The 18,759-nt window shown below is 72.1% G+C and carries 15 protein-coding genes; 7 read left to right on the forward strand and 8 right to left on the reverse strand.

All coding sequences use genetic code 11. The features are described 5' to 3' along the window. Positions 1–64: 64 nt before the first annotated feature. The 6 genes from ACWGIF_RS34770 to ACWGIF_RS34795 all read right to left on the reverse strand — a co-directional run bounded on the left by ACWGIF_RS34770 (position 65) and on the right by ACWGIF_RS34795 (position 6,130). Positions 65–352, reverse strand: coding sequence for a hypothetical protein (locus ACWGIF_RS34770; protein WP_453503498.1), 288 nt, complete (start codon positions 350–352; stop codon positions 65–67). Between the two features lie 101 nt (positions 353–453). Then, positions 454–1,764: a DUF58 domain-containing protein gene (locus ACWGIF_RS34775; protein ID WP_453503499.1), complete on the reverse strand. Its 1,311-nt coding sequence runs from the start codon at positions 1,762–1,764 to the stop codon at positions 454–456. Further along, positions 1,764–2,750: an AAA family ATPase gene (locus tag ACWGIF_RS34780; protein ID WP_453503501.1), complete on the reverse strand. Its 987-nt coding sequence runs from the start codon at positions 2,748–2,750 to the stop codon at positions 1,764–1,766. The genes ACWGIF_RS34775 and ACWGIF_RS34780 overlap by 1 nt, the downstream gene beginning before the upstream one ends. Beyond that, the gene (locus ACWGIF_RS34785; protein WP_453503502.1) at positions 2,747–4,027 is read right to left on the reverse strand and encodes a DUF4350 domain-containing protein; all 1,281 of its coding nucleotides are present in this window, start codon (positions 4,025–4,027) and stop codon (positions 2,747–2,749) included. The genes ACWGIF_RS34780 and ACWGIF_RS34785 overlap by 4 nt, the downstream gene beginning before the upstream one ends. An 80-nt stretch (positions 4,028–4,107) precedes the next feature. Next, positions 4,108–4,770 (reverse strand): DUF4129 domain-containing protein, encoded by a 663-nt coding sequence (locus ACWGIF_RS34790; RefSeq protein WP_453503504.1) that lies wholly within the window; start codon positions 4,768–4,770, stop codon positions 4,108–4,110. A gap of 4 nt (positions 4,771–4,774) precedes the next feature. Further along, positions 4,775–6,130 carry a hypothetical protein gene (locus ACWGIF_RS34795; RefSeq protein WP_453503506.1) on the reverse strand — a complete coding sequence of 452 codons (1,356 nt, stop codon included), beginning with the start codon at positions 6,128–6,130 and terminating at the stop codon, positions 4,775–4,777. A gap of 234 nt (positions 6,131–6,364) precedes the next feature. Between ACWGIF_RS34795 and mtrA the strand changes: the two genes are divergently transcribed. The 6 genes from mtrA (at position 6,365) to ACWGIF_RS34825 (ending at position 13,829) form a co-directional block, all read left to right on the forward strand. After that, the gene (gene mtrA / locus ACWGIF_RS34800; RefSeq protein WP_189747360.1) at positions 6,365–7,054 is read left to right on the forward strand and encodes a two-component system response regulator MtrA; all 690 of its coding nucleotides are present in this window, start codon (positions 6,365–6,367) and stop codon (positions 7,052–7,054) included. 1 nt (position 7,055) lies between these two features. Beyond that, on the forward strand, positions 7,056–9,002 hold the full coding sequence (mtrB, locus tag ACWGIF_RS34805) for an MtrAB system histidine kinase MtrB (RefSeq protein WP_453503508.1): 1,947 nt from the start codon (positions 7,056–7,058) through the stop codon (positions 9,000–9,002). After that, entirely contained in the window at positions 8,992–10,878 is a 1,887-nt protein-coding gene (locus ACWGIF_RS34810; RefSeq protein ID WP_453503509.1) for an LpqB family beta-propeller domain-containing protein, read from the forward strand. Before mtrB ends, ACWGIF_RS34810 begins: the two co-directional genes overlap by 11 nt. 180 nt (positions 10,879–11,058) lie before the next feature. Next, the gene (locus ACWGIF_RS34815; RefSeq protein ID WP_453503511.1) at positions 11,059–11,895 is read left to right on the forward strand and encodes a ComF family protein; all 837 of its coding nucleotides are present in this window, start codon (positions 11,059–11,061) and stop codon (positions 11,893–11,895) included. Between the two features lie 293 nt (positions 11,896–12,188). Continuing rightward, positions 12,189–12,884, forward strand: a complete 696-nt coding sequence (gene hpf / locus ACWGIF_RS34820) for a ribosome hibernation-promoting factor, HPF/YfiA family (protein WP_453503518.1) — start codon at positions 12,189–12,191, stop codon at positions 12,882–12,884. Positions 12,885–13,076: 192 nt separating this feature from the next. After that, positions 13,077–13,829 carry a response regulator gene (locus ACWGIF_RS34825; RefSeq protein ID WP_453503512.1) on the forward strand — a complete coding sequence of 251 codons (753 nt, stop codon included), beginning with the start codon at positions 13,077–13,079 and terminating at the stop codon, positions 13,827–13,829. 71 nt (positions 13,830–13,900) lie between these two features. Here ACWGIF_RS34825 and ACWGIF_RS34830 read toward each other — a convergent pair whose 3' ends face one another. Both ACWGIF_RS34830 and ACWGIF_RS34835 read right to left on the reverse strand, forming a co-directional pair. Continuing rightward, on the reverse strand, positions 13,901–15,061 hold the full coding sequence (locus tag ACWGIF_RS34830; RefSeq protein WP_453503513.1) for a winged helix-turn-helix domain-containing protein: 1,161 nt from the start codon (positions 15,059–15,061) through the stop codon (positions 13,901–13,903). Positions 15,062–15,071: 10 nt separating this feature from the next. Beyond that, entirely contained in the window at positions 15,072–15,653 is a 582-nt protein-coding gene (locus ACWGIF_RS34835) for a GNAT family N-acetyltransferase (RefSeq protein WP_453503515.1), read from the reverse strand. 240 nt (positions 15,654–15,893) lie between these two features. Here ACWGIF_RS34835 and secA point away from each other — a divergent pair, with 240 nt between their 5' ends. Beyond that, on the forward strand, positions 15,894–18,704 hold the full coding sequence (gene secA / locus ACWGIF_RS34840; protein ID WP_453503517.1) for a preprotein translocase subunit SecA: 2,811 nt from the start codon (positions 15,894–15,896) through the stop codon (positions 18,702–18,704). The last annotated feature ends 55 nt before the right edge of the window (positions 18,705–18,759 follow it).

An 18,759-nucleotide genomic window follows, 5' to 3' on the forward strand; every position in this document is an offset into this window, starting at 1 on the left:
GGGGACCCTGTGGGAGAGTAGGACGCCGCCGAACAATCATTGCGGGAAGCCCCGCACCAGACCTTTACCGGTCCGGTGCGGGGCTTTTCTGCGTTTGGAGACGGTTTACCTCCTTCCTCGGACGGGAGGTCGTGGGCAACGGTTCAGCCACGTCCGCCGAGCCCGCACCTTCGCCGTCCCCGACGCCCAGTCCCTCGGCGTCCCCTTCGGCCGTGCCGAGTGCCTCGGCCACCACGGCCCACCCGAAGCCGCCCGCCGCGCAGGCGCCGAAGCCCACGACGAAGCCGGTGGCCCCGTCGACGGCGAAGGCGCCGACCCGGGCGGCGACGGCCGAGTGCGAGATCGTCTCCACCGCAGGGAACCGTTACGACGCGGGCCAGTTCTGCGCGGAAGGCCGATCTGGGCCGGTCCTCGCATGGCGGGAACGGCCGCCTGATCCATTGCCGTCAGGGCCTAGAGGCGGCCGGCGGCCTTGAGGGACAGGTAGGCGTCGGCCAGGGCCGGGGCCAGGGTGTCCGGGGTGGCGTCGACCACGTGGACGCCGTGGCGGGTGAGCTGGTCGGCGGTGCGGCCGCGCTGGGACTGGGTCTGGGAGCCGGCCGCGGCTTCGTAGACCGCGTCCACACTGCCGCGGGCCTTCGTCATCTCCGCGATGTGGGGGTCGGCGACCGAGGCCAGCAGGACCGTGTGGCGCTGGGTGAGACGCGGAAGGAGCGGGAGCAGGCCCTCTTCGATCGGGGCCGCGTCCAGGCTCGTCAGAAGGACGACCAAAGATCTGCGCGGGGCGCTGCGGAGGATGGTGGAGACGAGGGTGCGGGAGTCCGTCTCGACCAGTTCCGGTTCGAGGGGGGCCATCGCGTTCACGAACGACGGGAGGGTGTCGGCTGCCGCGCGTCCCTGGACCTGGGCGCGGGGGAGGCGGTCGTGGGCCAGGAGGTCTACGCGGTCGCCGGCGCGGGTGGCCAGGGCGGCCAGGAGCAGGGCGGCGTCCATGGCGGAGTCCAGGCGGGGGGCGTCGCCGACGCGGCCCGCCGACGTACGGCCGGTGTCCAGGCAGATGAGGATGTGCCGGTCGCGTTCGGGGCGCCAGGTGCGGACGGCCACTTTGTTCTGGCGGGCCGTGGCACGCCAGTCGATGGAGCGGGTGTCGTCGCCGGGGACGTAGTCGCGCAGGCTGTCGAACTCGGTGCCCTCCCCGCGGGTCAGGACGCTCGTGCGGCCGTCCAGTTCGCGCAGGCGGGCCAGCCGGGACGGGAGGTGCTTGCGGCTGGTGAAGGGTGGCAGGACCCGGACCGTCCAGGGCGACACGTGGGAGCCCTGGCGGGCCCAGAGGCCCAGAGGTCCGTACGAGCGGATGGTGACGCGGGCGGCCTGGCGGTCGCCGCGGCGGGTGGGGAGCAGGCGGGTGGTCAGCCGGCGGCGTTCGCCCGCAGGGACGACCACCTCGTGGCGGGATGCCGCGGTCTCCGTGCCCGGGAGCCAGCTGCTCGGGGGCCAGGCGTCGCGGACGCGGGCCCGCAGCCTGCGCCGGCCGGGGTTGGTGATGGTCAGGTGGACGTCCGCGGGTTCGCCGAGGCGGACCGCGGTGTCCCCGGAGCGGGCCAGCAGGAGGCTGCGGACCGGCGCCGCGAGGGCGTAGTCGACCGCGCAGGCCAGCGCGATCGGGCCGTTGACCGCGAGCATCCCGGTCCAGCTGGGTTCGAGGATGCCGACCGGGATGCTGCCGAGGGCCGCCAGCAGGGCGGCGCGTCCGGTGAGGGCCATCAGCGCGGGACGGGGACGTGGGAGAGGATCGCGGTGATGACGGCGTCGGCCGTGACTCCTTCCATCTCCGCTTCCGGGCGCAGCTGGACGCGGTGGCGCAGGGTCGGGAGGGCGAGGGCCTTGACGTCGTCGGGGGTGACGTAGTCGCGGCCGGTGAGCCAGGCCCAGGCGCGGGCCGTGGCCAGCAGGGCGGTCGCGCCGCGCGGGGAGACACCGAGGGTGAGCGACGGCGATTCGCGGGTGGCGCGGCAGATGTCGACGACGTAGCCGGCGATCTCGGGGGAGACGGAGACCTTGGCCACGGCCTCGCGGGCGGCTTCGAGGTGGGCGGGACCGGCCACCGGGCGGATGCCCGCGGCGTGCAGGTCGCGGGGGTTGAAGCCGGCGGCGTGGCGGGTCAGGACGCCGATCTCGTCGTCGCGGGAGGGGAGGGGCACGGTGAGCTTGAGGAGGAAGCGGTCCAGCTGGGCTTCCGGGAGGGGGTACGTGCCCTCGTACTCGACCGGGTTCATGGTGGCGGCGACGAGGAAGGGCTCGGGGAGGGGGCGCGGGGTGCCGTCGACGGTGACCTGGCGCTCCTCCATGGCTTCGAGGAGCGAGGACTGGGTCTTGGGCGGGGTCCGGTTGATCTCGTCCGCGAGGAGCAGGTTGGTGAAGACCGGGCCGTTCTGGAAGGAGAACTCGGCGGTGCGGGCGTCGTAGACGAGGGAGCCGGTGACGTCGCTCGGCATCAGGTCCGGGGTGAACTGGACGCGCTTGGTGTCGAGTTCCAGGGATGCGGCCAGGGCCCGTACCAGGAGGGTCTTCGCGACGCCGGGGACGCCTTCGAGCAGGACGTGGCCGCGGCACAGGAGCGCGACGACGAGGCCGGTGACGGCGGAGTCCTGACCGACCACGGCCTTGCCGATCTCGGTGCGGAGCGCTTCGAGGGAAGCGCGGGCGCTGTCCGCGGTCGCAGCCGTGGACTCGGTGGCCGGGTACGTCATGACGTACGGACCTCTCTTTCGAGGGCGTCGAGGTGGTCGGCGAGCGCGACGAGTGCCGCGTCGTCGGAGGGGGTGGTGCCGAAGAGGAGGGCGGTCACGTCCCGGGGCTCGCCGGAGAGGCGGGCGGAGACGGCCGGGGCCAGAGCCGCGGGTTCGTGGGCCTGGGTGTGTGGTACGCCGACCAGTGCGGCCAGGCGTTCGCGGGTGGCGGCGCGCAGCACGGTGGCGGCGCGGTCGCGGGCGCCGGCCTTGCGGTAGAGGCGGGCGCGGCCTTCGGTGGCCTCGGAGGCGCGGATGACGACGGGGAGCTTCTCTGTGACGAGGGGGCCCAGTCGGCGGGCGCGCCAGAGGGCTGCGAGTGCGGCGGCGAGGAAGAGCTGGAGCACGGCCCAGGACCAGCCGGCCGGGATGAGTTCGATCAGGCTCTTGTCCCCGTCCTCGTCGCCGCCGGATGCGGCGGCCTCGGCGGGGGAGGGGAGGTACCAGACGAGCTGGGGGCGGCTGCCGAGGGTCTGCAGGGCCAGGGAGGCGTTGCCCTCGGCGGCGAGGAACTCGTTCTCCAGGATGCGGGCGGAGCCGAGGAGGACGGTGTCGCCGCCGGCCTGGGCCGGCAGGAGCAGCAGGGTGGCGTGGTCGTCGTCCGGGTAGCAGGCGGTGGCCTTGGGGTCGCCAGTGCGGTAGCCGTACCGGCCGCCGGTCTCGGCGGAGCCGGCGGACCGGGCGGCGGGCAGGGCGCAGGAGGGTGCGCGGAGCTCGTCGGACCCTGAGGGGCGGGTCTGGACGCCCGGGGCCAGAGTGGTGAGGGAGGTGCGGCCGGGGGAGACGAGGACGGTGCGTCCGCCGGACAGGTCGATGGCGGTCTTGAGGGTGGACCGCTGGCTGGGGGCCAGGAGGTCGGGGTCGGTGACGAGCAGGGTGGTGTCGGGGCCGGCGGCGTCGGCGGCGTCCTGAGTGCGGGTCACCACCCGGGTGGTCACCCCGCGTTCCTTCAGGAGTTCGGCGAGGGCGCGGCTGCCGCTGCGGTCGGCGGAACGGGGGTCGAGGGCGCCGCGGTTCTCGCCGGAGTTGAAGGCGGCCAGCGCGACGCCGGTGGCGATGAGCACGCCGAAGGCGAGGAGGAAGCCGCGGGCGCGCCGCCAGACGGCGGCGGCGCCGAGGGCGGTGGAGGTGTGGGGGGACGCCGGGGCTTCGGGCGGGGACGCCGGTGCGGAGGCCGGGTGCGGGCCGGTCGTGCCGGAGTCCCGGCCGGGTGCAGCCGGGTCCTGAAGGGGTGTCATGCCGGGCCTGTGGCCGGTGGTGCCGGCGCCCTGAGGGGGTGTCATCCCGGGGTGGCTGGTGCGGGGGTCCTGAGGGTGCGTCATGCGGTGCCCCCCGTCCCGGCCAGGGCGGGCCGGGTGCGTTCGACGGCCGTGTCGAGGTCGCGGAGGCGTGCGTACATGGCCTGGTCGGCGACGCGGCCGCCGTAGGTGACGTCGTCGAAGACGCGGGCGGCCGTACGGAGGTCCGCGGCGTGACCCGGCAGGGTGACCGCGGCCTCGGCGGCGGCCTCGTCGGCGGTGCGGCCGGGGCGGGGATCCAGCAGGGTGCGCTCCTCCAGGGACCGGACGAGGGCCCGCATCCGGGCCTGGACGGCCTCGGTCCAGCGGCCGGCGGCGGCGTGCGCGTCGGCCTCGGTGCGGTAGTCGGCGGCGCTGCGGACGCGTTCGCCCAGCAGGGCTCCGGCGCCGGCGGGGACCTTCCCGGGGGTGCCGAGGCGCCACCACAGCAGCGCCACGGCCAGCACGATCAGCAGGACGATCACGACGACGCCCAGCGTGCCGCCGGGGGTCGCCCCGGCGGCGGCGCTCAACAGGTCGTCCACCCAGTCGAGGAAGCGGCGCAGAGCGCGGTCCAGCAGGCTGGGGTCGTTCTCGTGGTACATCGGCTTGGACAGCTCGCGTTCTGCGGCCTCGCGGGCGGCTTCGCGCGGTGTCGTCACCGGCGGTGTCTCGCTGATGGGCAGTCCCCCCGGGCTGGTCATCGCATCAGCTCCCGGTCGGAGGGGGCGTGGGGCCGGGGGCGCCCGGCGTACCAGGGGTGCCCGGCGTACCGGGGGTGCCTGTGGCGGCGCCGTAGTTCTCGACTCCGGCGGCGCGGGCCAGCTCCAGGTCGAGGGCCTCGCGGCGGATGCGCTGGTCGACGTAGAGGAGCACGGAGACGCCGGCCTTGAAGGGCAGGGTGATGGTCATGGCGATGACCTGGCCGACGCCCAGGATGATCAGGTACGTCCAGCTCATCGCGGCGGCGTCGGAGTCGAAGCCGCCGGAGACGCCCTCGCTGACGAGCGCGACGATCGTGAACGGGATGCCGATGATGAATTCGACGAAACCGGCGATCACCGAGGCGAGCACCGTGATGCCGAGGATGCGCCACCAGGAGTTGCGGACGAGCTTGTCGGAGCGGCTCATGCTGCGGAAGACGCCGCTGCGCTCCAGCATCAGCACGGACGGCGAGAGGCTGACCCGGACGTACAGCCACACCCAGACGGCGAAGCCGGCCAGGCCGCCGAGGATGGCGATGGGGAGGACGCCGCCCGCACCCATGCCGGCGGCGGCCGCGATGACGGCCGGTACGAAGCCGATGGCGATGATCACGCCGCCGCCGAGGGCGACCAGCGCGGTCAGACCGGCGAGTCGGAGCAGCTGCGGGCGGCACTCGCGCCAGGCGTCGCCGACCGAGGAGGGGCGGCCCAGGACGGCGCGGCTGTAGATCATCGTGAGCATGGCGGTGGCCACGATGGTGCAGAAGAACGTGACGACCAGGGCGCCGGCGCCTGCCACCAGGGTGCCCGACAGGGCGCTGATGACCTCGTCGGAGTCGGCGGAGGCGCGGTCCAGCTCCTCGATCCGGTCGACCATGAAGCCCTGCATCAGCGTGATCGCCAGGACCGCGAAGACGGCCACGGTGAAGCTGATGGGCAGCACGGAGCGCCAGTGGGTGCGCAGGGTGGCGACCGCGCCGTCGAGGATCTCGCCGAGGCCCAGCGGGCGCAGCGGGATCACACCGGGCTTGGCGGCCGGGGGCTTGCCCCAGGCGCCCGGCTGGCCCCACTGGGAGCCGTGCGGGGCCTGCTGGCCGCCGTACGGGGCCTGTCCGGGCTGCTGGGGGTACCCGCCCCAGCCGGTCCCGGGCTGCGGGGTGGCGGGCGGCGGGGTCTCACTGCTGCCCGGGCTCGACCACTGGCCGGGGGGCGGCTGCTCGGCGGACCACTTCGGGTCGTCCGCGGGCCGGCTGGGCTGCTGCGCGCCACCGTCGGCGGATGGCTGGTCGGCGGGGGTTCCCGGCCGCTCGCCGTCGGACGGAGAGGATCCGGGCGTAGCCCAGCCCGGAGAGTCGTTCATCGTCGCTCCTTCACGTGCACCTGCTGCGGCGGGGGCGCTGGTCGCTGCCATCGTGCCACGTAGGGGCCCCGAACGGATCAGGCGTCCCCCCGGATCTCCGCCAGCCCGTACCTTCAATTGTCGCCCGGATCCGGGGCAGACTGGTCGAGCTGATCTCCACGCAGGTCCGAGGGGCGATTTCCAGCCCTTTTGGCTGTGGGACAGCTCACCGCCGGGTAACGATTAGCTAATGGGATGATGTCAACCATGAAGGGACGCGTCCTTGTCGTCGACGACGACACCGCGCTGGCCGAGATGCTCGGCATTGTGCTGCGTGGAGAAGGTTTTGAGCCGTCGTTCGTAGCGGACGGTGACAAGGCACTTGCTGCCTTCCGGGAGGCGAAGCCGGATCTGGTGCTGCTCGACCTCATGCTGCCCGGAAGGGACGGCATAGAGGTCTGCAGGCTGATCCGCGCCGAGTCCGGCGTGCCTATTGTCATGCTCACCGCCAAGAGCGACACCGTAGACGTCGTCGTGGGCCTGGAGTCCGGGGCCGACGACTACATCGTCAAGCCGTTCAAGCCGAAGGAGCTGGTCGCCCGCATCCGGGCCCGTCTGCGCCGTTCGGAGGAGCCCGCTCCCGAGCAGCTGGCCATCGGTGACCTGGTCATCGACGTGGCCGGGCACTCGGTCAAGCGGGACGGTGCCTCCATCGCCCTGACCCCGCTCGAGTTCGACCTGCTGGTCGCCCTCGCGCGCAAGCCCTGGCAGGTGTTCACCCGCGAGGTGCTGCTGGAGCAGGTCTGGGGCTACCGGCACGCGGCGGACACCCGCCTGGTCAACGTGCATGTGCAGCGTTTGCGCTCCAAGGTCGAGAAGGACCCGGAGCGCCCCGAGATCGTCGTGACGGTGCGCGGTGTCGGCTACAAGGCCGGACCCAGCTGAGGTGCAGTCCGGCACGTCCGGCAGGGATCGGCGTGGTTCCCGCTGGGGGAAGCTGCGCGCCGGCGGCCTGCTCCGTGAGGGAGCGCCGGGCAGCTCCGTGCTGCGGCTGTGCGTACGCCTCGTACGCCGGCCGCTGCTTCCGGCTGTCCGGCTATGGCGCCGCAACATCCAGCTCCGGGTCGTCGCCGCCACTCTGCTGATCTCGCTCGCCGTGGTCCTCGCGCTGGGCTTCGTCGTCATCGCCCAGGTCAGCACGGGCCTCCTCGACGCCAAGGAGGAGGCCGCGCAGAGCCAGGCCGCGGGAGGGTTCGCGGTCGCACAGGAGAAGGCCAACGCCCCCGCCACCGTGGACGGGCCCGACGGCCTCGACAACAAGGTCGGCCGGGACGCCAGTACGTGGATGAACTCCCTGGTCAAGCAGTTGGCCAGTGGCGGTCAGACCGCCTTCGAGGTCGTCGCGCTCGGCGCGGGCACCGGTGAGCAGCCGCTGCCCGGCGCGCAGGGCGTCAAGGGCGCCCGCGCCTCCGGCAACGTGGACCCCACCGCGAGCGTCCCGCTGCCGCTGCGCCGGGCCGTCAACCACGCCACCGGAGCCTTCAAGACCTTCTCTGAGATCCGGTACACCAGCGGGGACGGGAAGAAGACGCCCGAGCCCGCGCTGGTCATCGGGAAACGGCTCTCCGACATCAACGGGGATCCGTACGACCTGTACTACCTCTTCCCGCTCACGCAGGAGGAAGAGTCCCTCAACCTGATCAAGGTCACCATCGTGACCGCCGGGCTGTTCGTCGTGGTCCTGCTCTGCGGCATCGCCTGGCTCGTCGTACGCCAGGTCGTGACCCCCGTACGGATGGCCGCCGGGATCGCCGAGAGGCTCTCGGCCGGCCGGCTCCAGGAGCGGATGAAGGTCACCGGCGAGGACGACATCGCGCGCCTCGGCGAGGCCTTCAACAAGATGGCGCAGAACCTCCAGCTCAAGATCCAGCAGCTGGAGGAGCTGTCCCGGATGCAGCGCCGCTTCGTCTCGGACGTCTCGCACGAGCTGCGCACCCCGCTGACGACGGTACGGATGGCGGCCGACGTCATCCACGACGCCCGGGTCGACTTCGACCCGATCACCGCGCGCTCCGCCGAACTGCTCGCCGGGCAGCTCGACCGCTTCGAGTCGCTCCTGGCCGACCTGCTGGAGATCAGCCGGTTCGACGCGGGCGCGGCCGCCCTGGAGGCCGAGCCGATCGACCTGCGGGAGGTCGTGCGCCGCGTCATCGACGGGGCCGAGCCGCTCGCCGAGCACAAGGGCACCCGCATCCGGGTCCTCGGGGACACCCAGCCCGTCATCGCCGAGGCCGACGCCCGTCGCGTGGAGCGGGTGCTGCGCAACCTGGTCGTCAACGCCGTGGAGCACGGCGAGGGGCGCGATGTGGTGGTCCGGCTGGCGTCCGCGGGCGGCGCCGTCGCCGTCGCCGTACGGGACTACGGCGTCGGGCTCAAGCCCGGCGAGGCCACCCGCGTCTTCAACCGCTTCTGGCGGGCCGACCCGGCGCGGGCGCGCACGACCGGCGGGACCGGCCTCGGCCTGTCCATCGCCGTCGAGGACGCCCGGCTGCACGGCGGCTGGCTGCAGGCGTGGGGCGAGCCGGGCGGCGGCTCGCAGTTCCGCCTGACCCTGCCGCGCACGGCCGACGAGCCGCTGCGGGGCTCGCCCATCCCTCTGGAGCCCGAGGACTCCCGGGCCAACCGGGCCAGGGCCGCCGCCGAGGCCGCGGGACGGACCGCGGACCGCCCGGCCGCGGACACCGGCGACCGGTCGCCGATACCCCCGCGGTCGCCGGCCGCCGGAGCGCTGCCGGTGCCCGCCGACCCGACGGCCCTGCCGGGCAACGGAGCCCGCGTCGTGGCCCGACCCGCCGAGCAGGCACAACAGGAGGATCGAGCCGATGGACGCTGAGCCCGAGAACGCGCGCGCCGGGCGCGCGCGGGTACGGGGCCGGCGGTCGCGCACCGTACGGGCGTACGCCTTCGGCGTGGCAGGTCTGCTGCTGGCCGGCTGCGCGTCGATGCCCGACCACGGCGAGATCCGCCCGGTGCAGGCCTCGCAGGGCGTCGACTCCCAGGTCCGGGTGTTCGGCGTGCCGCCCGCCGACAAGGCCAGTGCGGCCGACATCGTCGACGGTTTCCTGGAGGCGATGACCAGCGACGACCCGCAGCTGGAGACCGCCCGCAAGTACCTCACCGAGGCCGCCGCGAAGAACTGGAAGCCGGGCTCCGCCGTCACCGTGCTCTCCTCCGGCCTCAACCGGGTCTCGGTCCGCGGCGAGAAGGACCCCGAGGGGCCCCGCTGGAAGGTGACCGGCAAGAAGCTCGCGACCGTGGACGAGCGCAGTGCCTACCAGCCGGAGAGCGGCAACGGGCAGTACGAGGAGTTCCTCCAGCTCGTCCAGGACGAGAACGGCCAGTGGCGGATCTCGACCCCGCCCAGCGGCCTCGTGCTCAGCGAGTCGGACTTCCAGCGCATCTACATGCCGGTCAACAAGTACTACTTCGCGGGCGGCACGCTCGTCGCCGACCCGGTCTACGTGCGCCAGCGCACCGACCCGGACTCGCGGATGGACCCGACCACGCAGACGGTGCAGTCGCTGCTCGCCGGGCCGTCCAGGTGGCTCGGTCCCGTCGTCGAGTCCAGCTTCCCCACCGGGACGGAACTGCGCGAGGGCACCAAGTCCCTCTCGTACGACGGCCAGAACACGCTGCGCGTGCCGCTCAACGACAAGGCGGACAACGTCGCGCAGCCGCAGTGCAAGAAGATGGCCACCCAACTCCTCTACACCGTCAAGGACTTGACGGGCTCCCGGCTCGACCAGGTCGAAGTGCTGCGCTCCGACGGCAAGTCGTCGTCCTCGCTGTGCTCGGTGACCGAGGTGAGCGCGGCCGCGATCGCCAACCGGCCCAAGATTCCCGAGTTCCAGTACTTCGTCGACAACGAGAAGCGCCTGGTCCGGATGAAGCTGGACACGAGCAGCGAGGACGAGCAGAACAGTCCCGACGTGGTGCCGGGGCCGCTGGCCACCCCTCCGGGGTTCAAGGTCAGCGCGGCGGCCGTCTCGTACGACGAGCGGCGCGCGGCCGTGGTCTCGGAGGACGGGCACGGTCTGCACGTCGTGTCGCTGGTGGGCGGCGGGCCGATGCCGCAGCCGGTGCTGGTCGGCAAGGGCGGCAAGGCGGACCTGCTGACCGCACCCAGCTGGGACGCGTCGGGCGACCTGTGGGTCGCGGACCGCGCTCCGCAGCAGCTCGGGCTGTACCGGGTGCCGGGCGGGGCCGGGACCGCGGAGAAGGTACAGGTGGCCGGGCTCGACGGCAGGCGGATCGCCTCGCTGAAGGTGTCCTCCGACGGGGTGCGGATCGCGCTGCTCGTGGAGGAGGGCGCTCTGAAGAAGCTGTACACCGGGCGCATCGAACGGCCCGACGGCAAGAGCGACTCCTCGGCGGTTTCGGTGCGCGAGCTGCGCCCGGCGGCACCCCAGATGGCGGACGTGACGGCGATGAGCTGGGCGCCGCACGGCCGGCTGCTCGTGGTGGGCCGGGAGAGCGGCGGCGTCCAGCAGGCCCGCTACATGCTGGCGGACGGTTCGATGGTCGCGGCGAGCCTGCCCGGGGCGACGGGGCTGTCCGCAGTCTCGGTCGCGGCCACGGAGGACGAGTCGAAGCCGAAGCCGGTGGTGGCGTACTCCGACGATGACGGGATCGTGTGGCTGCCGCCGGGGGCGCAGTGGCGCACGGTGACGGTGGCGGCGGGCGGCCGGGCTCCGGTGTACCCGGGCTGACGTGCCGGCGTAGCGGCCTGCTGGGGCTGAGGGGTCGGCTGGGCCTGCCGGCGTGGTGCGGCCGGGTTCCGGTGTGCCCCGGCTGACCTGCGGCCGGGTTCGGCGCGCCCCCGGCTGACCTGCGGCCGTGTGTCGTCCACAGGGGTGGCGGGCTCCGGTCCGGCCCGTCACCGTGGAGTCATGCGCGGGTGGTGGCAGGAGCTGGCCGGGCTGGTCCTGCCGGTCGACTGCGCCGGCTGCGGGGCGGTCCGCTCGCTGGTGTGCGCCGACTGCAGAGGTGCGCTGAGCGGGGCCGGGGCGGGGTCCGTGCGCCCGTCTCCGCGGCCCGAGGGGCTTCCGGTGGTACAGGCCGCAGCCGTCTACGACGGGGCCGTACGGGCTCTCCTGCTGGCTCACAAGGAGCGCGGAGCGCTGCCGCTGGCCAAGGTGCTCGGAGGCGCTCTGGCGGAGGCCGTGCTGGCGGGCGGGAGGTATGCGCCGGGCGGTGGGGGTGCGACGTGTGCGACGGGTGTGGTGGGTGTGACGGGCGCGGCCGACGGTGCGGGAGGTACGGGGTCGGGGGACGTGGTGCTGGTGCCGGTCCCCTCGGCGCGGCGGCAGGTCCGGGCACGCGGGCACGATCCGGCGCGCCGGATCGCCCTGGCCGCCGCGGGGCGGCTGCGCCGGGCCGGTGTTCCCGCGCGCGTGGCGCCCGTACTGCGGCTGCGGCGGGCCGTGGCGGACCAGGCCGGGCTGGGTGCCCGGCAGCGCCGGGAGAACCTCGCGGGGGCGCTGGCGGTGTGCCGGGACGGGCCACGGCTGACGGCGGGGGCCCGGGTCGTCCTCGTGGACGACCTGATCACCACGGGGGCGACGCTGGCGGAGGCGGCCCGGGCGGTGCGCGCCGCGGGCCTGGCAGACGGCCCGGGGGCGGCGCTGCGGGCCGCGGTGGTGGCCGCGCCGGCGGACTCCTTCGGACGGCGCCCGCGGGGGACGGCGGGGCCGGCAACTCCCACGGAACCAAAATCTCGTGAATAGATTTGGAACTGGCGGGGAAGGCCCATCGTTGCAGGTAGTACGAGGGAACAGCCAAGTGACTGGAAGTACATTCCGGTAGCGGGTGCCGACAACCGTCATAGAGGGATATGTTCGGTTGTAAGGAACTCAGGAGGCTGTCTCTCGACTCCGAAGTCGGTGGGGTGTAGATCTTGCCGATGGGGGAGGAGGAGGTGAAAGTCGCCAAGTCCGAGGCTCCGGCCTTCACCGGAGTCTGGTGCGAAAGGGAGACGCTTCGCCCCGTCGGGTGGAGCTATCCGGGAACGGAGTTCTGCGTGGACATCGTCGTCAAGGGCCGCAAGACCGAAGTGCCCGAGCGGTTCCGCAAGCACGTGGCCGAGAAGCTGAATCCGGAGCGGATCCAGAAGCTCGACGCCAAGGTGATCAGCTTGGACGTCGAGGTGTCCAAGGAGCACAACCCGCGCCAGGCCGACCGTTCCGACCGCGTGGAGATCACCCTGCATTCGCGGGGCCCCGTCATCCGTGCCGAGGCGGCAGCCGCCGACCCGTATGCGGCACTGGACCTGGCTCAGGACAAGCTGGAGGCCCGGCTGCGCAAGCAGCACGACAAGCGTTACACCCGCCGTGGCAACGGCCGGCTCTCGGCGGCTGAGGTCGCCGACGTCGTGCCGGGCGTCGCGTCGCTGAACGGCAGCGGCCAGCCGGTCACCGAGGAGAAGGCGGAGGGGGTTCCGATCACCCGGATCGGATCTCTCGAAGTGCAGGGCGAAGGCCCGCTCATCGTCCGCGAGAAGACCCACTCGGCCGCGCCCATGTCGCTCGACCAGGCTCTGTACGAGATGGAACTGGTCGGCCACGACTTCTATCTTTTCGTCGACTCCGAGACGAAGTTGCCCAGTGTCGTCTACCGGCGTCACGCCTACGACTACGGCGTCATCCATGTGAACCCCGACGGTGCCTCCAGCTCGGAGGAGCCGCGAGGCGGCGCCGGCGGCGCACTCGGCGGCTGAGCACACCATTCGTTGCCCTCGCGGACCGCTCCGGCGGCTCCGCGGGGGCACCTGCATGACGGGTATCCGCCAGGAGGGTCACCGGCATCCCCCCGCGCCATGGTGCGGGCATGGAATCATGGCGGGCAGTCAACCGGCTGCGATGTGTGTCCGGTTGGCCCGGCAGCTCAGCACATGCAGGGGGAGGGAACGATGGCGGACAGCTTCGGGCCGGTACGCGGGGAGGACGGCGCGGGCGGCCGAGGGGCGGACCCGTCGGCCGATCCCGCAGGGGCCTCGGCCGGGGAACCCATTCGGGTGCTCGTGGTCGACGACCACGCGCTCTTCCGGCGGGGACTGGAGATCGTCCTCGCGCAGGAGGAGGACATCCAGGTCGTCGGCGAGGCCGGGGACGGCGCGGAGGCGGTGGACAAGGCGGCCGACCTGCTGCCGGACATCGTGCTGATGGACGTGCGGATGCCCCGGCGCGGCGGGATCGAGGCGTGCACCTCGATCAAGGAGGTGGCGCCCTCCGCCAAGATCATCATGCTGACGATCAGCGACGAGGAGGCCGACCTTTACGACGCGATCAAGGCGGGCGCGACCGGGTACCTCCTGAAGGAGATCTCGACGGACGAGGTGGCCACGGCGATCCGGGCGGTGGCGGACGGCCAGTCGCAGATCAGCCCGTCGATGGCGTCGAAACTCCTCACCGAGTTCAAGTCGATGATCCAGCGGACCGACGAGCGGCGGCTGGTGCCGGCGCCGCGGCTGACGGACCGGGAGCTGGAGGTCCTGAAACTGGTGGCCACCGGCATGAACAACCGCGACATCGCCAAAGAGTTGTTCATCTCCGAGAACACCGTGAAGAACCACGTCCGCAACATCCTGGAGAAGCTGCAGCTGCACTCCAGGATGGAGGCCGTGGTCTACGCGATGCGCGAGAAGATCCTCGAAATCCGCTAGCGGACCTGTCCGGCGGCCGGCCCGGCCGCCGGGGCCGCGGCCTCCCAGAGGGCGAGAGGGCGGCCAGAGAGCTAAAGGGCGGCCAGTTCCGCCGCGACGGCCGCGGCTTCCGCGGGTGAGCTCGCGCGGTCGATCCGTACGTCCTCGCACCCCACCCACTCCGCCGCTTCCCGCAGGGCCCGCGCCATCGGGCCGGCGGCCCCGGGGGAGGTCAGGGAGAGCTGCCGGGCGACCAGCGTGCGGCCCTCGCGGGCCGGGTCGACGCGCCCCTGGAGCCGGCCGCCCGCCAGCAGCGGCATCGCGAAGTACCCGTGTATCCGCTTCGGCTTGGGGACGTACGCCTCCAGGCGGTGCGTGAAGCCGAAGATCCGCTCGGTGCGGGGGCGGTCCCAGACCAGGGAGTCGAACGGCGACAGCAGCGTCGTGCGGTGGCGGCCCCGGGGGGCCGTCGCGAGCGCCGACGGGTCGGCCCAGGCGGGCTTGGTCCAGCCCTCCACCTCGACCGGCACCAGCCCGGAGTCCGCGATCACCTCGTCGAACTGCTCCCCCTTGAGGCGGTGGTAGTCCGCGATGTCGGCGCGGGTGCCGACGCCCAGGGACCGGCCGGCCAGGGCGACCAGGCGGCGCACGCACTCCCGGTCGTCCAGGTCGTCATGGAGCAGCGCGTCGGGAACGGCGCGCTCGGGGAGGTCGTAGACCCGCTTCCAGCCGCGGCGCTCGCTGCAGACCACCTCGCCGGTGTCGAGGAGCCACTCCACCGCGATCTTGGTCTCGGACCACTCGAACCATTCGCCGCCGTTCTTGGCGCCGCCGAGCTCGGTGGAGGTCAGCGGGCCGTCGGCCTTCAGCCGGTCCAGGACCGCACGCGTCGAGAGCTCCTTGTCCTTCAGGACGTGCCAGCGGTGGCCGCGCTCCCGGTTGGCCCGTCGGCGGAAGGCGAAATGCGGCCATTCCTCGATGGGCAGGATGCAGGCCGCGTGCGACCAGTACTCGAAGGCGTGCTGCTCGGTCCAGTAGGCCTGCTCCACGGTGTCCCGCCCGACCGCGCCGAGGCGTGCGTACGGGATCAGCTCGTGCGAGCGCGCCAGCACCGAGATCGTGTCCAGCTGTACGGCGCCCAGGTGGCGCAGGACCCCGCGGACCCCGCCGCGTCGGTCGGGAGCCCCGAGGAAGCCCTGCGCGCGCAGGGCGATCCGGCGGGCCTCGTCGGCGGACAGCGAGAGCGATGTCATGGTGCGGAGCTTAGGACGCGCCACTGACAGCGGGCAGGTACGGCAGTCGCGACGGCAGGCCGAGGTCGCAGGGGAGCAGGGAGCCGACCCAGCAGTCGCGCAGGGTGCCGCGGTGGGTGATCCCGGCGCGCAGGATCCCCTCGATCCTGAAGCCGGCCTTCTCCGCGACGGCCCGGGAGGGCCGGTTGCCGACGTCGGCCCGCCACTCCACGCGTCCGGCGCCGAGCTCGGTGAAGGCCCAGCGGGCGGCGGCGCCGACGGCCTCGGTCATGTAGCCGCGCCCACGGTGCTCCCTCGCCGTCCAGTAGCCGATCTCGAACACGGCCTCGCCGCGCGGGTGCACGCCCAGGGCCGCCACCAGCGGGCCCTCGTCCCCGAGCCGGATCACGAAGCTGTACGCGGTGTCCTCGCGCCAGCCGGCCGGCACGATCTCGTTCACCCAGCTGTTCGCGTGAGCGCGCTCGTAGGGGGAGGGGACCTCGGTCCACCGCTGGATCTCCGCGTCCTGGGCGGCGGCGTACACCTCGTCCTCGTCGGAGGGGGCGAACGGTCGCAGCACGAGGCGGTCAGTGGTCAGTGAGGTGGGCTCCATGAACGGATTCTGCTGCCGCCGGGGCGTCCGGGGCGAACACTTTTCGGGAATCCCGCCGGGTGATGCGGCACCTTCGGTGTCCCCCGTACGTTCTCAATCCGGGCACCCGTGCCCTCACGGGAACGGCGGACCTCCCGACGTGGCCACGTCCTCGCTTACGATGGCCGTTGCGGTGGGGCCCACCTGCCGTGCCCGTGTACGTACAGTGCCCAGGCCCGACCGGCAAGGAGACAAACCTCGGTGTCCGTCTTCAACAAGCTCATGCGTGCAGGCGAAGGCAAGATCCTGCGCAAACTGCACCGCATCGCGGACCAGGTCAACTCCATCGAAGAGGACTTCGTCAACCTCTCCGACGCCGAGTTGCGGGCGCTCACGGACGAGTACAAGCAGCGCTTCCAGGACGGCGAGAGCCTGGACGACCTGCTGCCCGAGGCCTTCGCGACCGTCCGCGAGGCCGCCAAGCGCGTCCTCGGCCAGCGTCACTACGACGTCCAGATCATGGGTGGCGCCGCGCTGCACCTCGGCTACGTCGCCGAGATGAAGACCGGTGAGGGCAAGACCCTCGTCGGCACCCTGCCCGCGTACCTGAACGCGCTGTCCGGCAAGGGCGTCCACCTGATCACGGTGAACGACTACCTGGCCGAGCGCGACTCCGAGCTGATGGGCCGGGTGCACAAGTTCCTCGGCCTGGAGGTCGGCTGCATCCTGGCGAACATGTCGCCGGCGCAGCGCCGCGAGCAGTACAACTGCGACATCACCTACGGCACGAACAACGAGTTCGGGTTCGACTACCTGCGCGACAACATGGCCTGGTCGCAGGACGAGCTCGTCCAGCGCGGCCACAACTTCGCCGTGGTCGACGAGGTCGACTCGATCCTGGTCGACGAGGCCCGCACCCCGCTGATCATCTCCGGCCCGGCCGACCAGGCCACGAAGTGGTACGGAGACTTCGCGAAGCTGGTGACCCGCCTGACCAAGGGCGAGGCCGGCCAGCCGCTGAAGGGCATCGAGGAGACCGGCGACTACGAAGTCGACGAGAAGAAGCGCACCGTCGCCATCCACGAGGCCGGTGTCGCCAAGGTCGAGGACTGGCTCGGCATCGAGAACCTCTACGAGTCGGTGAACACCCCGCTCGTCGGTTACCTCAACAACGCGATCAAGGCCAAGGAGCTCTTCAAGGCCGACAAGGACTACGTCGTCATCGACGGCGAAGTCATGATCGTCGACGAGCACACCGGCCGTATCCTCGCGGGCCGCCGCTACAACGAGGGCATGCACCAGGCGATCGAGGCGAAGGAAGGGGTGGACATCAAGGACGAGAACCAGACCCTCGCCACGATCACCCTGCAGAACTTCTTCCGCCTCTACTCGAAGCTGTCGGGCATGACCGGTACGGCCATGACCGAGGCCGCCGAGTTCCACCAGATCTACAAGCTCGGTGTCGTCCCGATCCCGACCAACCGCGACATGGTCCGCAAGGACCAGCCGGACCTGATCTACCGGACCGAGGTCGCGAAGTTCGCCGCCGTCGTCGACGACATCGCGGAGAAGCACGAGAAGGGCCAGCCGATCCTCGTCGGTACGACGTCGGTCGAGAAGTCCGAGTACCTCTCCCAGCAGCTCTCCAAGCGCGGCATCCCGCACGAGGTGCTCAACGCCAAGCAGCACGACCGTGAGGCGACGATCGTCGCCCAGGCCGGCCGCCGGGGCGCGGTCACCGTCGCCACGAACATGGCCGGCCGTGGTACCGACATCAAGCTCGGCGGCAACCCGGACGACCTCGCCGAGGCCGAGCTGCGCCAGCGCGGTCTGGACCCGGAAGAGCACATCGAGGAGTGGGCGCACGCCCTGCCCGAGGCGCTCACCCGCGCCGAGGCGGCGGTGAAGGCGGAGTTCGAGGAGGTCAAGGACCTCGGCGGGCTGTACGTGCTGGGCACCGAGCGCCACGAGTCGCGCCGTATCGACAATCAGCTGCGCGGCCGCTCCGGCCGACAGGGCGACCCGGGCGAGTCCCGCTTCTACCTGTCGCTGGGCGACGACCTGATGCGCCTGTTCAAGGCGCAGATGGTCGAGCGCGTCATGGCGATGGCCAACGTCCCCGACGACGTGCCGATCGAGAACAAGATGGTGACGCGCGCGATCGCGTCGGCCCAGTCGCAGGTGGAGACCCAGAACTTCGAGACGCGCAAGAACGTCCTGAAGTACGACGAGGTCCTCAACAGCCAGCGCGAGGTCATCTACCGCGAGCGCCGCCGCGTCCTGGAGGGCGAGGACCTCCAGGAGCAGGTCCGCTTCATGATGGACGACACGATCGACGCGTACATCGCGGCCGAGACGGTCGAGGGCTTCGCCGAGGAGTGGGACCTGGAACGCCTGTGGAGCGCCTTCCGGCAGCTCTACCCGGTGAAGGTCACCATCGAGGAGCTCGAAGAGGCCGCGGGCGACCGCGCCGGCATCACCGCGGAGTTCATCGCGGAGTCCGTCAAGGACGACATCCACGAGCAGTACGAGGCGCGCGAGAAGACGCTCGGCTCCGAGATCATGCGTGAGCTGGAGCGGCGCGTGGTCCTGTCGGTGCTCGACCGCAAGTGGCGTGAGCACCTGTACGAGATGGACTACCTGCAGGAGGGCATCGGCCTGCGGGCGATGGCCCAGAAGGACCCGCTGGTCGAGTACCAGCGCGAGGGCTTCGACATGTTCAACGCCATGCAGGACGGCATCAAGGAGGAGTCCGTCGGCTACCTGTTCAACCTGGAGGTCCAGGTCGAGCAGCAGGTCGAGGAGCTTCCGGTGCAGGACGCGGCGCCGTCCCTGACGAAGGCGCCGGCTGCGGCGGGCGCCGGTGCGCGGCCGGAGATCCGGGCGAAGGGGCTGGACGCTCCGCAGCGTCCGGACCGGCTGCACTTCTCGGCTCCGACCGTCGACGGAGAGGGCGGCGTGATCGAGGGCGACTTCGAGAGCGATGTCGCCTCCGGCGAGGGGGACGGGATGACGCGGGCCGAGCGGCGCAAGGCGCAGAAGGCTGCGGGCGGGCGTCGCCGTAAGAAGTAACCCCGCTGGGGTGTGGTGTGGTTGAGCTGTCGGCCGGGGCCGGACACCGTTTGTG

It is taken from the genome of Streptomyces sp. NPDC054849, assembly GCF_053610945.1.